At 64.0% G+C, this 18,593-nt stretch carries 14 protein-coding genes and 4 pseudogenes; 11 read left to right on the top strand and 7 right to left on the bottom strand.

All coding sequences use genetic code 11. The features are described from left to right. Positions 1-7: 7 nt before the first annotated feature. From MYXE_RS17380 to MYXE_RS17365, 4 genes and pseudogenes are all read left to right on the top strand, one after another. A complete protein-coding gene (locus MYXE_RS17380; protein ID WP_003920787.1) occupies positions 8-976 on the top strand; it encodes an AAA family ATPase in 969 nt (322 codons plus the stop codon). After that, positions 973-2,229 carry a DUF58 domain-containing protein gene (locus MYXE_RS17375; RefSeq protein ID WP_003920786.1) on the top strand — a complete coding sequence of 419 codons (1,257 nt, stop codon included), beginning with the start codon at positions 973-975 and terminating at the stop codon, positions 2,227-2,229. The genes MYXE_RS17380 and MYXE_RS17375 overlap by 4 nt, the downstream gene beginning before the upstream one ends. A 14-nt stretch (positions 2,230-2,243) precedes the next feature. Then, the gene (locus MYXE_RS17370; protein WP_112650274.1) at positions 2,244-2,672 is read left to right on the top strand and encodes a hypothetical protein; all 429 of its coding nucleotides are present in this window, start codon (positions 2,244-2,246) and stop codon (positions 2,670-2,672) included. Beyond that, positions 2,669-2,785, top strand: a pseudogene (locus MYXE_RS17365) (dihydrodipicolinate reductase); the annotation flags it as partial. The gene MYXE_RS17370 and the pseudogene MYXE_RS17365, both read left to right, overlap by 4 nt. Positions 2,786-2,811: 26 nt before the next feature. Here MYXE_RS17365 and MYXE_RS17360 read toward each other — a convergent pair. From MYXE_RS17360 to MYXE_RS17350, 3 genes and pseudogenes are all read right to left on the bottom strand, one after another. After that, positions 2,812-3,654 (bottom strand): SDR family oxidoreductase, encoded by an 843-nt coding sequence (locus MYXE_RS17360; RefSeq protein ID WP_085196615.1) that lies wholly within the window; start codon positions 3,652-3,654, stop codon positions 2,812-2,814. A gap of 85 nt (positions 3,655-3,739) precedes the next feature. Then, the gene (locus tag MYXE_RS17355) at positions 3,740-5,014 is read right to left on the bottom strand and encodes a TetR/AcrR family transcriptional regulator (RefSeq protein WP_112650273.1); all 1,275 of its coding nucleotides are present in this window, start codon (positions 5,012-5,014) and stop codon (positions 3,740-3,742) included. 403 nt (positions 5,015-5,417) lie between these two features. Beyond that, a pseudogene (locus MYXE_RS17350) lies at positions 5,418-5,666 on the bottom strand (amidohydrolase family protein); the annotation flags it as partial. Between the two features lie 193 nt (positions 5,667-5,859). Between MYXE_RS17350 and MYXE_RS17345 the strand changes: the two are divergent. Beyond that, complete coding sequence (locus MYXE_RS17345) at positions 5,860-6,645, top strand: spirocyclase AveC family protein (protein WP_003920781.1); 786 nt, start codon at positions 5,860-5,862, stop codon at positions 6,643-6,645. A gap of 23 nt (positions 6,646-6,668) precedes the next feature. Here the strand turns inward: MYXE_RS17345 and MYXE_RS17340 are convergent, their stop codons facing one another. The 4 genes and pseudogenes from MYXE_RS17340 to MYXE_RS17325 all read right to left on the bottom strand — a co-directional run bounded on the left by MYXE_RS17340 (position 6,669) and on the right by MYXE_RS17325 (position 11,306). After that, complete coding sequence (locus MYXE_RS17340; RefSeq protein WP_415624431.1) at positions 6,669-7,895, bottom strand: lipase family protein; 1,227 nt, start codon at positions 7,893-7,895, stop codon at positions 6,669-6,671. 231 nt (positions 7,896-8,126) lie between these two features. Beyond that, positions 8,127-9,058: pseudogene (locus MYXE_RS17335) on the bottom strand (SDR family NAD(P)-dependent oxidoreductase). Then, on the bottom strand, positions 9,055-10,152 hold the full coding sequence (locus tag MYXE_RS17330) for an acyl-CoA dehydrogenase family protein (protein ID WP_003920778.1): 1,098 nt from the start codon (positions 10,150-10,152) through the stop codon (positions 9,055-9,057). The pseudogene MYXE_RS17335 and the gene MYXE_RS17330 overlap by 4 nt, the downstream one beginning before the upstream one ends. After that, positions 10,149-11,306 (bottom strand): acyl-CoA dehydrogenase family protein, encoded by a 1,158-nt coding sequence (locus MYXE_RS17325; protein ID WP_085196609.1) that lies wholly within the window; start codon positions 11,304-11,306, stop codon positions 10,149-10,151. Before MYXE_RS17325 ends, MYXE_RS17330 begins: the two co-directional genes overlap by 4 nt. 99 nt (positions 11,307-11,405) lie before the next feature. Here MYXE_RS17325 and MYXE_RS17320 point away from each other — a divergent pair. From MYXE_RS17320 to MYXE_RS17295, 6 genes and pseudogenes are all read left to right on the top strand, one after another. Then, positions 11,406-13,063, top strand: a pseudogene (locus MYXE_RS17320) (nitric oxide reductase activation protein NorD). Positions 13,064-13,067: 4 nt separating this feature from the next. Then, positions 13,068-13,868 (top strand): CbbQ/NirQ/NorQ/GpvN family protein, encoded by an 801-nt coding sequence (locus MYXE_RS17315; RefSeq protein ID WP_003920775.1) that lies wholly within the window; start codon positions 13,068-13,070, stop codon positions 13,866-13,868. A gap of 95 nt (positions 13,869-13,963) precedes the next feature. Beyond that, a complete protein-coding gene (locus tag MYXE_RS17310; RefSeq protein WP_003920774.1) occupies positions 13,964-15,076 on the top strand; it encodes an ABC transporter substrate-binding protein in 1,113 nt (370 codons plus the stop codon). Positions 15,077-15,079: 3 nt separating this feature from the next. Beyond that, positions 15,080-16,216 (top strand): spirocyclase AveC family protein, encoded by a 1,137-nt coding sequence (locus tag MYXE_RS17305; protein WP_003920773.1) that lies wholly within the window; start codon positions 15,080-15,082, stop codon positions 16,214-16,216. Next, positions 16,200-17,105: an SDR family oxidoreductase gene (locus MYXE_RS17300; RefSeq protein WP_003920772.1), complete on the top strand. Its 906-nt coding sequence runs from the start codon at positions 16,200-16,202 to the stop codon at positions 17,103-17,105. The genes MYXE_RS17305 and MYXE_RS17300 overlap by 17 nt, the downstream gene beginning before the upstream one ends. Continuing rightward, the gene (locus MYXE_RS17295; RefSeq protein ID WP_039890090.1) at positions 17,098-18,582 is read left to right on the top strand and encodes an aldehyde dehydrogenase family protein; all 1,485 of its coding nucleotides are present in this window, start codon (positions 17,098-17,100) and stop codon (positions 18,580-18,582) included. Before MYXE_RS17300 ends, MYXE_RS17295 begins: the two co-directional genes overlap by 8 nt. The last annotated feature ends 11 nt before the right edge of the window (positions 18,583-18,593 follow it).

The raw sequence follows: 18,593 nt of genomic DNA, 5'->3' as shown, positions 1-18,593 counted from the left end.
TGGAGGCTTGGCGGGACCGGCGGCAACCACCACCGCGCACTGCGAAGCGGTGCTCGACGAGATCCAACGAGTCGTGGTGGGCAAGCGGGCTGCACTCACGCTCATCCTCACGACCGTCCTGGCGCGCGGGCACGTGCTCATCGAAGACCTTCCCGGCCTCGGCAAGACACTGATCGCCCGATCCTTCGCCGCCGCACTCGGTTTGGCGTTCACGCGCGTACAGTTCACTCCCGACCTGCTGCCGGCCGACCTGCTCGGCTCGACGATCTACGACATGCAGTCGGGCCGTTTCGAGTTCCGGCCAGGACCGATCTTCACCAATCTGCTGCTCGCCGACGAAATCAACCGAACCCCACCCAAAACACAGGCGGCGCTGCTGGAGGCAATGGCTGAGGGCCAAGTCAGCATCGACGGCGAAACCCACAAACTGCCGACACCATTCATCGTTTTGGCCACCGATAACCCCATCGAGTACGAAGGCACCTATCCGCTCCCCGAAGCGCAGCTAGACCGCTTCGCCATCCGTTTGGAGCTGCGGTACCTTTCCGAGCCCGACGAGGCGTCGATGCTACGGCGCCGACTCGACCGCGGTTCAGCCGAGCCGAGGGTGAATCAAGTCGTCGACGCCCACGACCTCTTGGCGATGCGCGAATCTGTCGAACAGGTATCCGTGCATGACGACGTCCTCCACTATGTGGTGTCGCTGGCCAATGCGACCCGGCACCACCCACAGGTCGCGGTCGGCGCCAGCCCGCGAGCCGAACTTGACCTAGTCCAGCTTTCCCGCGCCCGCGCATTGTTGTTAGGTCGCGACTACGTGATACCCGAAGACGTCAAGGCGCTCGCAACTCCCGCCATGGCACACCGGATTACGCTGCGTCCGGAAATGTGGGTGCGAAAGATCCAAGGTTCCGACGTCATCGAGGAGCTGCTGCGACGGGTTCCGGTACCGCGGGCACGTGGGACTGCACAATGACCGCTCCTAACACCTGCGATGTCGAATTCCGCTGGCGCGCTTCGCCTCTGACGGTAGCCATCGCCACCTGCGGCGGTGCGGCATTGGCGGCCGCAGTGATCGGGTCGCGCTGGCAGCTGATCGCCTTCGCCGCGCCGCTGGTGGGCGTGTTATGTTCCATCACCTGGCAGCCGCCGGTACCCAAGATCAGCGTACACGGTCAGCCCGGCTCACAACGATGCTTCGAAACCGAGCAGGCACAGCTCACCGTCTGGGTGACAGCTGAATCAGAGAGCGCCACGGTGCAACTCGATGTTTCGGCAACCGAAGGCATGCAACTCGCAATTCTGGACGACACGTCCAGTCAACGGAAATCCGTTGCGGTAACGGCCAACCGTTGGGGGCGTTATCCGATCCGCGCACGAGTTGACGTGGTTGCGCGCGGCGGGTTACTGACGGGCACGGCAACCGTCGACGTCGCCGAGGTCGTCGTATTTCCGGTAGCGCCACCGCAATCGACAGTGATCCCGCAGACCGAGCTGCTCGATCGGTTGGGCACCCACCTGACGCGCCACATCGGCTCCGGTGTCGAGTACGCTGACATCCGAGCTTATGTACCGGGCGACCAGCTGCGCACCATCAACTGGCCGGTGAGCGCGCGGCGCCGCAGCCTGCATGTCACACAACGGTTGACCGACCGGGCGGCCGATGTCGTCGTGTTGATCGACACCTATCCGCAGCCCGCGGGGGCGGCGACGGAGGCCACCGAGCGAATCGTGCGGGGCGCGGCGCAAGTGGTGCAGACGGCACTGCGCAGCGGCGACCGCGCCGGGATCGTCGCACTCGGTGGACGCCAACCACGCTGGCTTGGTGCAGATATCGGGCAGCGGCAATTTTATCGTGTGCTCGACACTGTGCTCGCCGCAGGTACGGGATTCGAAACGACCAGCGGCACCCTGGCACCGCGCGCGGCGATGCCTCCCGGCGCCATTGTCGTCGCGTTTTCGACGATGCTCGACACGGAATTCGCATTGGCGCTAATTGATTTGCGCAAACGCGGCCACGTCGTGGTCGCCGTCGATGTCTTGCAGGGAACACCGTTCGCAGATCTGAAAGACCCGCTGATCGCCCGTTTGTGGCAACTGCAGCGCTCCGCGATGTATCGCGACATGGCCACAGTCGGCGTCGACGTCGTGGCCTGGCGATCCGATAGGACGCTTGATCAATCGATGCGTGCGGTGCCCGACCGCCGCCGCCCGGTGCGGGCGAGATGATGATGATGATGATGATGAACCGCGCCTTCTCAGCCGCGTTCGGGCTGCTGATGGTGGCAGCAGCCGCCGTCGGAGCACACGGAGCGGCTTTGGTGGCCGTGGTGTTGGCGGTGGCTGCGGTAATGGGCGGAACGATTTTTCGCCCGGTTGCGGGGCTTGCCGTGTTACTCACTGTGGTGGTGATCGCGCTCACCGCCCCGTCGTACGTGGTTGTCGCGCTGTCCGGACTGTCGGCGACCGCCTACCTGCTGCTGCGATACGCAACTCGGCCGGGCACTGCTGCCATGATACTGACACCACCGACAATGATTGCGGCTCTGGGTTTTACGTTCGTAGGTTTGGTCGCAACGTCATTTCCGATGCAGTTGCCGTGGCTGCCCGTTTTGGCACCACTGGCGGTGTTCGCCATCTATGTGTTGGCGACTCGGCCGTTTGTACGATGAGGGCCACCGCGATGCGTGTCGTCGACGGAGTTCCCTACGTAGTTGATGCACCAGCGGGACTGCTCAGTTCGCTCGACCTGCCGTTTACCTTGCCCCGCGACGCCGTCGAATGAACCACATGGCGGCGCACCGATAACCGCTATGCCAGCGAGACGCGGCCAATGATCAGGTCGATGATCGGCTTACCGGGCGCGAAAGATCCCGTCATGGACGACATGACGTGGCCATTGTCGACTAGGAGGGTGACCCCGCTGATGCCCGAGGCGGCGCCACTGTTCAGAAAGGCCATCGTGTTGGCCATCTGCTGCGGCGTGTGGATCTCGCAACCGGTGGCGTCCCGGTAATCCTGGGCAAAGGTCAGCCACAGGTCGGCATTCGCCCGGGCGAGCGGGGTATCGGTGGGGCCCGGGCAGATCGCGTTGATCCGTATGCCCTTTGCCATGAACGGGTAGGCCTTTGTCGCGACGTATGCGTTGATCGCCTGCTTGCTGAAGCCGTAGTGGATAATCCCTTCCGGCTCATGAGCCTTCACCCAGGCATCGGCCGACTCGTAGTCGGGTGTCGCCAAGAACTCCTGCAGCAACGGCAAATTGCTTTCCCAGCCGATGCCTCCCACCGATGAGATAAAGCAGATCGCCGAACCGCGGGGGAGGCGGCCGTCGGCCAGCATCGTCTCGATGAGATGACGGTGGCCGATGAAATTCACCCGCATCAGCTTGGGCCCCTCTGCAACGCCGGCGGCGGAGAAGATGGCGTGGATTGGCTCCTTGACCTGTCCGAGAGCCGAGTCGATCGACGACCGGTCAGCCAGATCCACTTGCACTGATTGCGCGACCTCGTATGGCACCGGGGCGTAGTCCATCACGACCACCTCGGCGCCAAGCTCCGCCGCGGTCTGGGCTGCGGCAGCGCCCATGCCCGTGGCGCCGCCAACGACGAGCACCCGCTTGCCGTCGTACCGGAACTGCTCGATGGCCGTCATGGCTCTCCTCTCTTAGGCCACTGCACAAGCTCTACAGAACTTTACGCGGAACATATATTTGGTTTCAATAGGCAAGTGCGTGCTCTCAACTCGCGCGTTGAGCGACCCCGCGTACCACCGTGTCACGTGCAAGCGTCAATGCGGCCTGCTTCCCTCGGGTCCGCACGATGTTCTCGGGCATCCACAGGACGTCCATGACGCAGCGCGCCAGTATCTCGAGCGACGGACTGTCGACGCGTATATCTCCGGACCGGATTCCCTCGGAGAGCAGCGATTTGAGCTGTCGCAGCCGTGTGGTGAACAGCAGGCCCGGATTGGGTGTGTCCGGCGGACATTGCCGCATCCAAGCCAGCTGAATCTTCCATTCGTCCGGGAAGCGATCCAGCGCATTGATGTTGATCCACGTCAGCGCGTCGAGTTTTTCGATTGGTGTTGAGTCAGCGCGGAGAACACTGGCAAACCCGCCCCCGGCCTTGTGGCCAAACGACTGCATGATCGAGGCGAGCAGCTCGTCTTTCGAACCGATGAGTCGGTAGACGGTGCCGGTGCCAAGTCCGGCGGCAGATGCGATGTCTCTGATGGTGGTGACCTCATATCCTTTGCGGCCGAACTCTGCCCGGGCCACCGCACGAACATATGCCGCCTTGTCGTCGGCCTCGGACTTACTCTCGTCCGCCCACGTCTCGATCGCTTCTTCGGCGACCGCGAAAGCATTAGAACGGTTCAACTCCTCGTCACTGGGTGGCCGGCTTGCCAGACCCTGCAACATGATGTGACACAACAGCGCTGCGGCCTGATCGGCGACGGCGGTGTGCCGGATGACGTCGAGCCCCACATGCATCATCGATTGGCAAAAGCGATCAGCCAGTGTGGCCAGATCGATATCGGCTTTGATGTAGCCGCTCCACCTGCCCGCCCGCAACGTCTGCAGCATCGCCTCCTGGACGGCGGTCGGCGGCTGGCGCAGGAGCTCGACAAGCTCCCGGTTTGCGCTCGGCGCCTCATAAAAAGACATCTGAAGCGCCGCGCGATGCTCTACAGCACACCGTGCGATCGCCGACCCCAGCTCGATGATCTGCTCGGAGACCGGGCGCGAGCCGGGTTCGTCCAATTTGTCGTGGGCGATGTCGCCGATACGCTCCAGATCGGCGTGGTATCGCCGCACGAGTTCAACCAGAATCGCTTCCTTGGACTCGAAGTGGTGATACAGGCTGCCCGGTAAAATGCCAGCGGCATCAGCGATTTCCTGCAAGGACGTCCGCAATCCCGAGGAGGCAATCAGCGAAGCTGCGGTTTGCAGGATCTCTGTTCGCCGTGTCCCGTCGTCATAGGCACCTCCCGCATCGCTGGCGGCAGCCAGAGCACGAGTGCGCCCAGCCCGACCCGCCCGCACCGAATTGGTGTCGTCGCGCTCGTTCAGGTAGGCAGGCTTCGCGGAGGCCGCAGCCCGAGCCGATTGCTGAAGCCCCACCACACCTCCACGGTTCCCGATCGCGGCTCGTTGGGAGCCAACGGCGACCCAACTTTTGGTTTTACGCTACCAGAGGGTAGCTGCGCGCTGTGCGCGCCGAACGGCCATTACGCCGCCCAATCGAGGCAGCCGTAGGAGCTTTGCTGTGCCGTCAGGAGCCACCATTGCCTCGACGGGCCGCCAGGAAAACGATCTGTCGCCATCGGTGCGGCTAAATACGTTTTTAGCAAGGGATTACGAACATCACCGACCTCCACCCTCTCAACAGGAGTCCAATGCCCATGATTCTGTGCTAGCTCGACGACGGTAGCTTGGCGGCCAGATCGAGCACTGTCACAGTGTCGGTTCCGGTCTTCTTGAGCCGAGCCGAGGATCGGTAGCCCAAGTCGACGTCCTTGGCCTGGGCCCGCAGTGCGCCGACTGTGGCCTGTTCGCGAGGCACGTGCTTGAACAAGTCGAACGAGAAGAGCCGCAGAGCGTTCTCGTGGGTGATCTTGTTGATCTGGTCATCGGGCACACCGTCGAGGTAGATGGCTAGCGTCGCAAACTGCTCCTTGTGCTTCTGACGAGCGCGACTCTACTGTGGAACAGATATTTGGTCAACAACGAAGGGTTGCGGACGTGGGCGCCGTCGTCATGCTTGGCACGCTATTCGGATTGATTGTCTTGGTATTCGGTCTGGTACATCACTTCGACCCGGAAGCACGTTGTGCTTCAAGCCGAAGCCGCGACCGATGAGCGCCCAGTTGACGCCCCTGCTGAAGGCGGCCGTTGGCTTCGCCTACGTCGGCGGCATCGCGTTTGTCGCCATCGGTCTGTACCTGAGCTATCGCCGGCGCCGCCTGCACCCGCTGCTGCTGCTGTGCATCTCGGCGATCTCGTTCTCGTGGATCGAGGCGCCCTATGACTGGGCGATGTACGCGCAGTTCCCGCCCGCTTTGCCGCGAATGCCGTCGTGGTGGCCGTTGAACATGACGTGGGGTGGGCTCCCCTCATCTGTGCCGATCGGCTACATCCCCTATTTTGTGCTGCCCGCCGTGATCGGTGCGGCGCTCGGACGGCGGTTGAGCGCGAAATTCCACTTGCCCAGGCCCGGCACGCTGCTGACCGTCGGCCTTGTGGTGGGCTTCTGCTGGGCCTTCCTGTTCAATGCCATCCTGGGAGCCCGGCTGGGCCTCTTCTACTACGGGCGCGTGATCCCCGGGCTCGCACTGTGGGAGGGGACCAAGCACCAGTACCCGATCTACGACTCCCTCGCAATGGGCGTGCAGATGATGGTGTTCACCTACTTCCTTGGTCGGACGGATTCCGAGGGACGAAACATGATTGACGCCTGGGCGGACAAGAAGTCGACGAGCCGACTGCAGTCGTCCGTGCTGTCCGTCGTTGCGGTCGTGGTCATCGGAAACCTGCTCTATGGCGCGGTCTTCGCGCCTCACCTGGTGACCAAGCTGGCCGGTTGGGTGACCGCAGGACCAACCGCACAGTTATTCCCGGGTGTATCGAACCAGCCCCAGTAGGACCCTGACCTTCACTGGGCAGCTCAGAATTCGCCGCAGTTGGGCGTGGTGGGTTCTCCGTTGAACCGAGCGGCGATCCATTGCATGGCCGGTTCACCGTCGACAAGCATCGGCAGCGCGTGATTGACGACGAGCTTGTTTAGAAACGGCGGTTCCTCGTTGGTGCGGAACTCGACGTCGGCACCCTGGGCGCACCAGTCGCGGCCCAACTGATTGGCCGCCGTCCAGGGAACCAATGGGTCATAGCGGTTGCTGTTGATCAGCACTGGAGCGTTGGGTTTGTAGCGGCCGACCCGCTGCTCATCGAGAATGCTGCTGAATGGTTCCTCGTTGATGACCTGCCACACGTCTTCGGTGAAGTAGGGCTGAAGGTGGCGGAAGGCGAAATCGAGGATCGTTTGTCCGACACACTGGCGGGACACCGATTCGAGCATGGCTTGACCCCGTGGGGTCAGCTTGGATCGAATCGCGTCCGCGTGCTCGGGATAGGCGGCGATCGCGCCGTTGATTGCATAGCCGACCACGCCGACCAGCGCGCTGCCGTCGGCATAGGGCAACAGTTCCTTCAGGTCGGCCACGGGTGCGCCGGCATAGGTGCCCACGATGTGGAGCTCCGGGGCGTACGACGACGCCAGCTCGGCGGCCGATGCCGCCGCCCCGCCGCCCTGCGAGTAACCCCAGAACGCCACGGGGCCATGCGGATCCAGCGATGTTCCAGGTAGCCGCATGGCCGCGCGGGCGGCATCGAGAACGGCCTGACCCTCGGCGACGCGGCCCACATAAGTGTGCATCGGCGGGGTACCGAGCCCCTCGTAGTCGGTCATCACGATCGCGAACCCACGGGCGACCATGGTCGCGACGAAGAGTTCCTCGTAGTTGAACATGATGTCCCAGCCACCGGAATAGTGGATGCCCTGGTTGAACATTCGCGACGGCGCGCATTGATTGCCTTGGCCTTGGGTCCCAGGTGCGTAGCTGATCAGGGGCCGTGGCCCCTTGCCCGGCCAGGGGTTGTCCGGTTCGAAGTAGGTGCCGGTGACCGCGATCGGGTTGCCCCGCGCATCGGTGCTTCGGTACATGATCCGGGTACCGGTCGCGACGATCGCGCCCAGCTGGCCCGACGGCTCGAGCACCAGTCGCGACGGCTCGGTGCGGATCAGGTCACCTGGCTGGCCGGGCGGCAGGGGGTCCGGCGGCGTGTAGAACTCCTGGTACCGCGGTTCGTCGCCATCCGCGCGCGCCGACGCCACGCATGGGCCGGTAATGCTGACCGAAACGAGCACAATAGCAACGAAGCCAAGCGCTGCTACGACAGGTGAAATCGATTGCACGGGTTGGATTTTGGCTCTGCCGACGCCGAGCCCAGGGGCCTTGCTCTTGCTGGCCAGCAAACCACGCCCCTCTCAGCGTTGTAGCCGCCTGGCCGGTAGGAAACGCCGTGCAGTTGCTTAACACGACCGCTTCGACACGTCAATACCGGGCTACGCAGTGATCCCGAGGCGCTCGCAGACTGCGAAGACTTCCTCGAAGATCGACGCCGGCACCGTGAACGGCTGTGTCGCGCATATTTCGGACAGGTGAGCGGCGACGTCCTCGACGGCCGGGTTGCTGCCCGGTTCGGCGACCCAGCCCTCGCCGAGACCGACGAACACCCGCGCAAAGCGGCCTGCGCAGGCCGAGAAGTTGTGATGACTGAATTCACATGCCCGACTGGCTAGGAAGACGACCATAGGCACGACGAGCTCCGGCTGTATTACTTTCAGAAACCCGAGTTCCTCCAGGGCTTTAGGATCGCCGACGGTTTCGGTGACCATCCGCGAAAACCCAAACGGCAGCACGCCGTTAGCCAAGATCCCGTGCTCGGCGCCTTCGATCGCGATGACGTTCGTCAGCCCGACCAGGCCGGCTTTGGCCGCGGCGTAGTGGGCTTCCAGCGGCTGGCCGAACAGCCCGCCCGACGACGAGATGAAAACGAACCGGCCGTAACCCTGGTTCTTCATCACCCGGTACGCGGGCTGGCTCAGATAGAAGCCGCCGTCCAGGTGCACACTCAGCATGCGGCGCCAGTCCCCGGGGGATAGCTCCTCGAAGGGGATGCTGTTGAAGATGCCGGCGTTGCTCACCACCGCGTCGAGACGGTCGAACCGGTCCACCGCCGTGCGCACGATCGCTTCGCCGCCTTCCGGGCTGTCGACTGACACGTGCGATGCCACCGCCGTGCCGCCGGAGCGTTCGATCTCCTCGACGACCTTGTCGGCGACTGTGGCGTCTGACCCCTCGCCGTGCATCGACCCCCCCAAGATCGTTGACCACCACGGATGCGCCGCGGCGGGCCAGTTCGATCGCATAGAGCCGGGCCAAGTCCCCGCCCCGCTCCGGTGACGATGGCAACCTGGCCGGTGAAGTCGATCATGAGTTGCTCCTTGCCGATTGGTGTACGAGTTGCGCGCCGACTTCCTCGAGGTAGCGGTCGCAACTGCCGAACAGCGAGTGCCAGTTCAAGAGCCGCTTGAGGTAGAGGTGGGCGTCATGCTCCCAGGTGTAGCCAATCCCCCCGAAGACCTGGATCGCGATATCGCCGACGGTCGACAACCGGCCAGCGAATGCCTTCGCGCGTAGTGCAGCCAAGCGGCGCTCGTAGGAATCAGCGGCATCGGCAGCCCACAGCGCGTGCATGACGCCGCTGCGTGCCAACTCGACAGTTTCGTACATGTCGACGCAAAGATGCTGGACCGCTTGGAAGGCGCCGATCGGCTGACCGAATTGCTTTCGCACTTTGGCGTATTCGATAGCTGACTCCATAACCGCACGGGCCGCGCCAAGCGCGTCGGCGGCCGAGGCGATCAGCACATCGTCGACAAGCGCGGCAACACCTTCCGCAGAGGCGACGGCAAGACGCTGTGCCGGAGCGTCGTCAAGGGTGACGCGAAACTGTTTGTGGGTCTGATCGATTCCGGGTTGCGGTGTCACAACGACACCAGGGGCGGAGGTTTCGACTGCGAAAAGGGCTGTGCTGTCGAGCTCATCGACCAGCACGAGTAGCAAGCTTGCTGCGGCAGCGTCCGGTAACAGCCCGATCTCACCGCGTACAAATTGCCCCCCGGTCGTCCTCGGCAGCGGACGGTCCTGAATCAAAGGGCCCACGGTCGCGATCGTGGTGCCTTCGGCAATCCCCGGTAAGAACGCGGCTGCGTCGACGCCGAATCGGATCAGCGCACGAGTCGCGGCGACCGCGCTCGACAACCATGGGCCAGGGTAGAGCGCAGCGCCGAGTTCCTCGAGAACGATGCCGGCTTCGACCATGGTCATGCCGGCGCCGCCGTAGTGTTGCGGCACCAAAAGGCCGGTGGTTCCAAGATCCGCGAGACCCTGCCACACCTCCGATGTCACGCCCGTCGGATCATCAAGCAGCGGGCGCACATGTCCGGCGATCGACGCCTTTTCGGCAACGAAGCGCCGTACCGTGTCGCGGAGTGCCAGCTGCTCGTCGCTGAGTTCGAGGTTCATTGGCGCGGCAATCCCAGGACGCGCTGTGCGGTGACGTTCTTGTTGATCTGTGTCGTGCCGCCGGCGATTGTCAGCGAGCGGGAGGCCAGCCGGCGGTCGGCCCACCGGCCATTGGCACCATACGGCCCGAGCACGTCGAAAGCTAATGCGGCAAGGTCTTGCCCTAGCTCGCCCCAAATCGTCTTTGCCAGACTGGCCGACGAAAACGCGTCGCCACCGTGCAGCATCGCCGAAATCGAGCGCTGGCAGAGCACTTCGAGGTACTTGATGCGCATGGCCAGCTCGCCGAGGCGGCGCAGCGTCACTGGGTCGTCCCGCACAGGCCGGCCGTTGACCTCGATTCCGGCCAGGTCGGCCACCAGATCGTCCAGCTGTACTTGCAATCCGGCGTACAGCCGCGCCGCTCCGGCACGCTCATGGCTGAGCGTGGTGGTGGCGACCTGCCAGCCCTGGTTCAGCGGGCCGAGCAGCGCATCGGCCGGGACCCGCACGTCGTCGAAGAACAATTCGGCGAAATCGGCTTCGCCGGTGAGGGTCACGAGAGGCCGGGCCTGGATGCCGGGTAAAGACATGTCCACGATCAGACATGAAATTCCCTTGTGCTTCGGGGCTTCCGGGTCGGTGCGCACGTACAGCTGGCACCAATCGGCCCGATGCCCGAGCGAAGTCCAGATCTTCTGGCCGTTGACGACGAAATGGTCGCCGTCGCGCACCGCTCGAGTGCGCAACGAGGCGAGATCCGAGCCAGCTTCGGGTTCCGACATTCCCTGACACCAGATATCGTCGGCGCGAACCATGCGGGGAAGCAGCGTGAGCTTCTGCTTGTCGGTGCCGTACTGCATAATCGCCGGCGCGATGTTGTTGATGCCGATCACATTGAGCGGCACAGGCGCTCGCGCGCGAGTCGTCTCCTCGGCGTACACGAGCTGCTCGAGCACTGTCGCGCCGCGGCCGCCGTACTGCCGTGGCCACGAAACGGCAGCCCAGCCCGCGTCTGCGAGTGTCGCATTCCATGCCCGAAGCATCTCGAACGCGGCATCGTCGCGACCGCTCCGCGGGCCCGCAGCCACGACGTCGTCAGTTAGGTTCGCGGCCAGCCACGTCCGCAATTCGTTACGGAACCGCTCCACCTCTGGCGGGTATGAGAAATCCACGGTCTCCTGAGGGCCTTACGCGATTGACTGCGGACAAGGCGAACTCTACGGTGGAACAGATATTTGGTCAATGGACAGCCTGCGTCGGAGGAAAACTCGGTGGAACAAGCACACCGCTTGGCACGCTTTGACCTGCTTGCCTCGGCGCTCGCGGGCCGCACAGTGCAGGTGGCCTCGGGCATACCCGGCGAGCCGAGCTGGTCCGACGGCAGCGTGATCTTTGTCGACCCCCACGCCAGCGTGGGCGATCAACTCGAAGCGGTAGCGGTGCAGGCGTCGCTGCTGGCGGCGGGAAGCCTCCAGCCTGAAATCGTGCGGTGGCTTACCCGCCGCACCGCGTTGGCGCGGCGATACCTTGCCATCGAGGGCCATCGGGCGCTGACGGAAATCGAGGATCTGCTGCCACTGCGGGCACGTTCGCTGATTGACCGGGACATCGCAGGACGAACCGATTCCCCCGCCGCATCCCTGGCCGCTGCGCGCAGCCGCGAAGCGGTCGCCGACCCCCCCTGCGGTGTTTGGGGGAGATCCGCGCGCGAAATCTCTTGGCACCAAAAGAGGCTTCGCGCACTGGAGGCGAGCACAATCGACTCGGGCGACCGGACCACACCCTGGCCGAGTTGCACGACGACAAAACGGGCGACAGTCTCGATGTCTTCTCAAGCCCCGTGGGCGGTCGCGGTGCGCTGGGACGATTGCTCCAAAAAATGCTCGGTGTCGTGCGCCGGCTCGGCGAGGGCGGCCAACCGGGGACGGATACGCCGACGCACCGGAAGCGCTCCAGCCCGCGAGGCGGGGCCAGCGCCGTCGTCTCGAACCGCATAGCGCCGGCCGTGGACGGCGTCGTCGACGAAGCCGGCGGCACAAAGTATCCCGAGTGGGACGTCTACCGGCGGCGGTACCGGCCGGACTGGTGCACGGTGCACGAGGTGGACCCGCCGCCGACGGGCAGCGCGCTGGCGGACATGTGGGGCGGGTACGATGTGCGTCGCCCGCTCGCTCGCCTCGGCCTAGGCCTGGGCCGCTACCACCGGCAGGCTCAGGGCGACGACATCGACATCGACGCCGCGGTCGAAAAACGCGTGGAGTTGATGGCCGGGTCTGCACCCGACGAAGCGGTCTATCTCGACAGCCTTCGCCGTCGACGCGACCTTGCCGTGCTGCTTTTGCTCGACGTCTCCGGCTCGGCTGCTGAGCCCGGCGCGATCGGCCAGACCGTGCACACGCAACAAAGGGCCGCTGCGGCCGCGCTGGCTTGCGCCCTACACGATCTCGGAGATCGGGTGGCGCTCTACGCTTTTCACTCGCAGGGCCGCTCAGCCGTGGAGCTAATGCCGGTGAAGCGTTTCGACGACGACCTCGATGTGTTCGTGATGCGGCGTCTAAGCGGCCTTATCCCGGGCGCCTACTCGAGGCTCGGCGCGGCGATCCGGCATGGCACCGCTGTGTTGGAGCGCCGGGGCGGCACCCCGTATCGGCTGCTGGTCGTGCTGTCCGACGGCTTGGCCTACGACCACGGCTATGAACGCGTTTACGGCGCCGCCGACGCCCGGCACGCCCTTGCCGAGGCGCGTCGGCGAGGCATCGGATGCCTGTGTCTGACCGTCGGCGCCAGCACCGGCGTCGATGACCTCAAGCAGGTGTTCGGCAGCGCCGCGCACGCGACGATTCCCAGGCTTGAGCAACTCGGTCAAGTAATCGGCCCACTGTTCCGCTCGGCGCTGGGCTCTGCTGACTTTGGACGGCGGGTGGCGTAGCGACATGCGCGGACCGCGACCCTACTACGTACCCGTCGCCAACGAAGAACAGGTCTTCAAAGCTGCTTTCCAGCAGAGACTTTCAATCCTGCTCAAGGGACCGACCGGGTGCGGCAAGACACGATTCGTCGAAGCGATGGCCCATGACCTGGGCCGGCCGCTTATCACCGTGGCGTGCCACGACGACCTGACTACCGCCGATCTCGTCGGTCGGTTCCTGCTCAAGGGCGGCGAGACAGAATGGGTCGACGGGCCGTTGACGCGGGCTGTGCGTGAGGGCGCGATCTGCTACCTCGACGAGGTTGTGGAAGCGCGCCAGGACACCACCGTCGTACTGCATCCGCTCGCCGATCATCGCCGTCAGCTCCCGATCGAGCGGCTCGGCATCACACTTGATGCCACGCCTGAATTCTGCCTGGTGGTGTCGTACAACCCGGGCTACCAGAGCGTTCTCAAGGACCTCAAAGACTCGACCCGGCAACGAATGGTTGCCATTGAATTCGGCTTTCCGACACCGGAGCTCGAGCAGAAGATCGTGGCGCATGAAGCCGGAATCGACCACGACCAGGCCGCGCAACTGGTGCGGTTGGGTCAGGCGATCCGTCGTCTGGAAACCCCGGGGCTGCGCGAGGTGGCCTCGACGAGGGTGCTGGTCGCCGCCGGAAAGCTCCTCGCCGAAGGACTGAGCCCGCGCGAGGCTGCCCGGGCCGCGATCGCCGGGCCACTCACCGACGATTCCGTGGTGGCGAGCGGCCTGCTGGAGATGATCGACGTGTACCTGAGCGACCACCTGACTGGACCATGATTGACGGTCGCAACACCCGCCGCTAGGGTCTAGAACAAATATTAGGTCATATCCGTGAAAGTCTTTCTCCAGGCCACCACATCCACGGAGGTCAGATGTCCTACGAAAGCACCGCCGAACCGATCAAGATCGGCTACCTCATGGATTTTCGGCTGCCGGAGGGCTTTCCCAAGACCTACTTCGAAGACCTGACCCAGCCGTTCGACCTCGTGTTCAAGCAAGGCGTCGAACGAGGCCTGATCGACCGTCCGATCGAGATCATCTATCGCGAGGTGGAAGGATTGCCCAAAGGGTCGGTCAAGGCGGTCATCGACGCCTACGGCGAACTGTGCGATGAGGGTTGCCTGGCGATTTTTGGGCCGAGCATCACCGACAACGCGGTCCCGACCCGGGAAGCTATCGAAGAGCGTTTCAAGGTGCCCGCGATCAGCGTCACCGGCTCCGATGCAGCGCTGGGGGAGTGGTTCTTCGCCTTTCCCATGGGATCGCTGACCGACGAGCCGATCTTCTGGACGGATTTGCTCGCCAAGGGCGGCCACACCGAAGTCGGCGTGCTGAAGGAGCAGTCGCTGGTCGGCGAGACCTATCTGAGCAACTTCCGAAAAGCGTGTAGACACCGCGGTATTCGGATCGTAGCCGAAGCGCCGATCGCGCAAACTGCCCAAGATGTCTCCGAAGCCGTGTGCACGCTCTACGACGCCAAAGCCCCGGCGATCATCCATTGCGGCTTCGGTTTCGGGATCGTGTTCGTCAATCCCGCTCTGGAGGCTCTGAATTGGGATCCGCCGCGCTTCACCAGCACTGCGTTCCAGAATGCCTGGCTCAATCCGGTGATGTGGAACGCATTTTTGGGGTGGACCGGCGTGGACCAGTACGACGAGGGCAATCTGGTCGGTCAAAAGTTTCTTGACGAATACCACGAGGCATATGGGCGACGGCCGGAATGGTGTGTGCCGGTGGTCAACCGCGATGTCGCGATGACGCTGTTGCGGGCACTAAGCGACGCACATCCTTTGAGTCCGCGTGGTGTCAAGGAAGCGCTCGAACGCGTGAAGATGATGCCGGCCGCCTCCGGTGCACCCGGGACTCGGGTCTCGTTCGGCAACTGGACCCGTCGGGCTTGGATGGGCGCCGGCTACTTGGTAGCGCGAAAACTCGACCCGGACGGGGTCAGCTCCCATCTCGTCGACCGCTTCGGTGAGGAGTAACCAATGACGACAGAACAGGCGCAGCCTTCTTCGACGCCGACCACCGAGCGCGCCACAGCCGAACCGAGGAAGGCGTCGGTTTGGCCCGTCTTGTGGATCTTCCTGGCCGTCGCGGTGCTCGCCGTCGTCGCGCACTACGCGCGCAAAGGTGCTGTCTCCGAGCGGATCCGAAATCCAAACGTCAGCGGCGCCCCGCGACCGGTCGAACCGCTATTTGGCTACCACCATTGGCTGGGACTGTTCCAGATCTTCACGATCATCTCGATGTCGATCATCATCGCGGTCTACGTGGTGACATGGCGCAGACACCCCGGTCACCCCGTTCTGTTGATGGGAATCGTCACGACGCTGATCGTTTGGCAAGACCCCATCATGAACTGGTCGCCATACGCGGTCTACAACCCGCAGCTGTGGCATTGGCCCGAAGACTGGCCGCTGGTGTCGCTGTCGCCGACCGTGGAGCCATTCCTGGTGATCGGCTACATCATGTTCTACCTGGGGCCGTACTTCCCGTCGATCTGGATTTTGCGCAAGATCCAGGCCCGTCGACCGGTTGACTCGTTTGTCTGGCGTCACCCGCTGGTTTGCCTGGCAGCGATCATCCTGCCCGTCGGAATCCTTATCGACGCGATGCTGGAGCTCACGCTGGTACGCACCGGGTTTTACATCTACTCGCAGGTCCCTCCGTTCGGGTCCGTGTTCGCCGGGAAGACCTACCAGTTCCCGTTCATCTGGGAAACGGTGATGGTGACATTCGTGATGATCCCCGCCGGTGTGCTGCTGTATCGCGACGACACCGGCCGTACGGTTGCCGAAAAACTTGCGCGACGGCTTCGTATCTTCGCCAGCCGCCCGACGCTCGGCATGTTCGTGGTGATGTTCGTGATCATCAACATCGCCTACTTCAGCTACGGCACCGGATTCGCCATCATCAAATGGACACGAAGCGCGACCTCCGTTGCCTGTCCGTGGCCGTATCCGGAAGCCAAGGTCTATGACCCGCAGGGGTTTTACGAAAAAGCGGGAGCGCCAGGCCCGTATTCCGTGGGCATCTGGTCGACGTGGATGAGCGCGCAGCCGCACGGGCGGCCACACGTCGAGCCGCCGGTGGGCGGAGGTCCTTGTGGTCCCGGCCGTTGAGCCGCGCACTGTCGTCATCACCGGTGCGTCGCGTGGGCTCGGCTTCGCGTCGGCGGTCCACCTCTATCAGCAGGGCTGGCGTGTCGTGGCCGCGATGCGAAAACCTGACGCCGGGCTTGAGAATCTGCTGGCCGCAACTGGCGCACCAGCCGGTGATCCCCGCTTGATAGGCGTGCAACTCGACCTCACCGATTCCGCGTCGGTCGCGGCCGCGGCCAAGGCCATCACAGAGGTCGGAGCCCCTCATGTGCTGGTGCACAACGCGGGAATCTCGGCGGCCGGGATGGTCGAGGAAACACCGATGGACCTGTGGGATCAGATGTTCGCCACGCATGTGTTCGGCCCAGTGCGGCTGACCAAGGCGCTGTTACCGTCGATGCGGTCCGCGGGCCGCGGCCGGATTGTGGTGATCTCCAGTCAGGGCGGTGTGCGAGGAATGCCGTCGATCGCCGCCTACTCGGCCGCCAAGGGCGCGCTGGAGCGGTGGGCCGAATCGCTAGCCGGCGAAATCGCACCGTTCGGGCTGGGAGTCACCGTCGTGGTGGCCGGCACGTTCGACACCGATATCATCACCGACGCCGGCACCTCCGACCATCGCGACTTCGAAGGGCCGTACGCCGTTCACCACCCCAACATCGACCGACGGGGCCGCCTTGCGATGCGCATTCTCGCCAGCCCCCCGGAGCGCTTCGCTCGTCGGCTCGCGAAGCTGCTCGACGAGCGCGCGCCGTTTGCCCGCCGTGCCGTCGGCATCGATGCCCGGATGTTGCTGGTTGCCAATCGGCTGCTTTCCAGTAAGGCTCTCCATAGGATGACCCGTCTGGCGATGGGTCTCCCACGTCCCGGCGCTGTGCGCAGCGCCCCGAAAGAGAGTGAGCATCATGGCTGACACACCGAAAGTTCGCTTCGAGTCGCGAATGTTGATCGACGGCAAGCTCGTCGAAGGCCAGGCCGGCACGTTCACCAACATCAACCCGGCCACCGAAGAGGTGCTCGGCGAGGTCGCCGACGCATCGAAGGCGGACATGCACCGCGCCATCGACGCCGCGCGGCGGGCCTTCGACGAGACCGACTGGTCGACCAGCCCCGGCTTCCGCAAGGCGTGCCTCGAGCAGTTCCAGGAAGCGCTGGAAGCCGAAAAGGAGGCGCTGCGCGAAGAATTGATCTTGGAAGTCGGCTGCCCCCGCGCGATCACCTATGGCCCGCAGCTCGATGCCCCGCTGGCCGACGCGCTGAAATACCCGATCAAGCTGATCGACGACTATCCGTGGGAAACCGACCTCGGTACTGCGCTGGTGGCCGTCACTGGTCAGATGACCGCTCGCAAAGTGTGGCGCGAACCTGTAGGGGTTGTCGGCGCAATCGTGCCGTGGAACTTCCCGTTCGAAGTCACCATCCACAAGCTCGCCCAAGCGCTGGCCACCGGCAACACCGTCGTGCTGAAACCCGCGCCGGACACGCCGTTCAACGCGACACGGCTAGGCCGGCTTATCACCGAGTCCACCGACATCCCGGCCGGTGTGGTCAATGTCGTCACCGCGTCCGATCACTTGGTGGGCGAAGAACTTACGCTGTCGCCCAAAGTCGATCTGATCTCGTTCACTGGCTCCACCGCCGTCGGCAAACGGATCATGGAAAAGGGCGCAGCGACGATGAAGCGCCTGTTCCTCGAACTGGGCGGCAAATCGGCCACCATCGTGTTGGAGGACGCCGACTTCGCGACGGCGTGCGCGATCGGTATCGCGCCATGCATGCACGCCGGCCAGGGCTGCGCTAACCCGACGCGGTTGCTGCTACCGCGGTCTCGGTATGACGAGGGCGTGACGATCCTCAAGTCGATGTACGAGAACGTGTCGCCAGGAGATCCACAGGATCCCGGAACGCTTTGCGGCCCGGTAATTTCGGACAAGCAGCGCAAGCGGGTGCTCGGCTACATCCAAAAGGGCATCGACGAGGGGGCGACCTGCCTAGTCGGCGGCACCGAGCCCCCAACCGGTTTTGACAAGGGGTTCTGGGTCAAACCAACGCTTTTCGTCGACGTCGACAACAAGATGACCATTGCGCAGGAAGAGATATTCGGCCCAGTCCTCTCCGTTATCCCGTTTGACGACGAAGACGACGCCATCCGCATCGCCAACGACAGCATGTACGGGTTGGCGGGCAACGTGATGTCGGGATCGCTGGAGCACTCGCTGGCCGTGGCGCGCCGGATCCGTGCCGGGTTCATCGGCGTGCAAGGCGCCGCACCGTATGGGGCCGATACACCGTTCGGCGGCTACAAGGCGAGCGGCGTCGGCCGACAGAACGGCGTGGCCGGGTTCGACCAGTACACGGAGATCAAATCGGTGGGTTATCCCGCCGGCTGAAGGAGAGACAT

Origin of the sequence: Mycobacterium xenopi (assembly GCF_009936235.1) — a bacterium.
Lineage (GTDB): Bacteria > Actinomycetota > Actinomycetes > Mycobacteriales > Mycobacteriaceae > Mycobacterium > Mycobacterium xenopi.
The sequence above is the reverse complement of the archived record's forward strand: the minus strand, read 5'-3'. Positions and strand labels throughout refer to the sequence as shown.

Bases quoted from the DNA above. Each gene is read 5' to 3' on its own strand.
- MYXE_RS17375 (WP_003920786.1), top strand. From the start codon at position 973: ATGACCGCTCCTAACACCTGCGATGTCGAATTCCGCTGGCGCGCTTCG.
- MYXE_RS17370 (WP_112650274.1), top strand. From the start codon at position 2,244: ATGAACCGCGCCTTCTCAGCCGCGTTCGGGCTGCTGATGGTGGCAGCA.
- MYXE_RS17360 (WP_085196615.1), bottom strand. From the start codon at position 3,654: ATGACGGCCATCGAGCAGTTCCGGTACGACGGCAAGCGGGTGCTCGTC.
- MYXE_RS17345 (WP_003920781.1), top strand. From the start codon at position 5,860: ATGAGCGCCCAGTTGACGCCCCTGCTGAAGGCGGCCGTTGGCTTCGCC.
- MYXE_RS17330 (WP_003920778.1), bottom strand. From the start codon at position 10,152: ATGAACCTCGAACTCAGCGACGAGCAGCTGGCACTCCGCGACACGGTA.
- MYXE_RS17315 (WP_003920775.1), top strand. From the start codon at position 13,068: ATGCGCGGACCGCGACCCTACTACGTACCCGTCGCCAACGAAGAACAG.
- MYXE_RS17310 (WP_003920774.1), top strand. From the start codon at position 13,964: ATGTCCTACGAAAGCACCGCCGAACCGATCAAGATCGGCTACCTCATG.
- MYXE_RS17305 (WP_003920773.1), top strand. From the start codon at position 15,080: ATGACGACAGAACAGGCGCAGCCTTCTTCGACGCCGACCACCGAGCGC.
- MYXE_RS17295 (WP_039890090.1), top strand. From the start codon at position 17,098: ATGGCTGACACACCGAAAGTTCGCTTCGAGTCGCGAATGTTGATCGAC.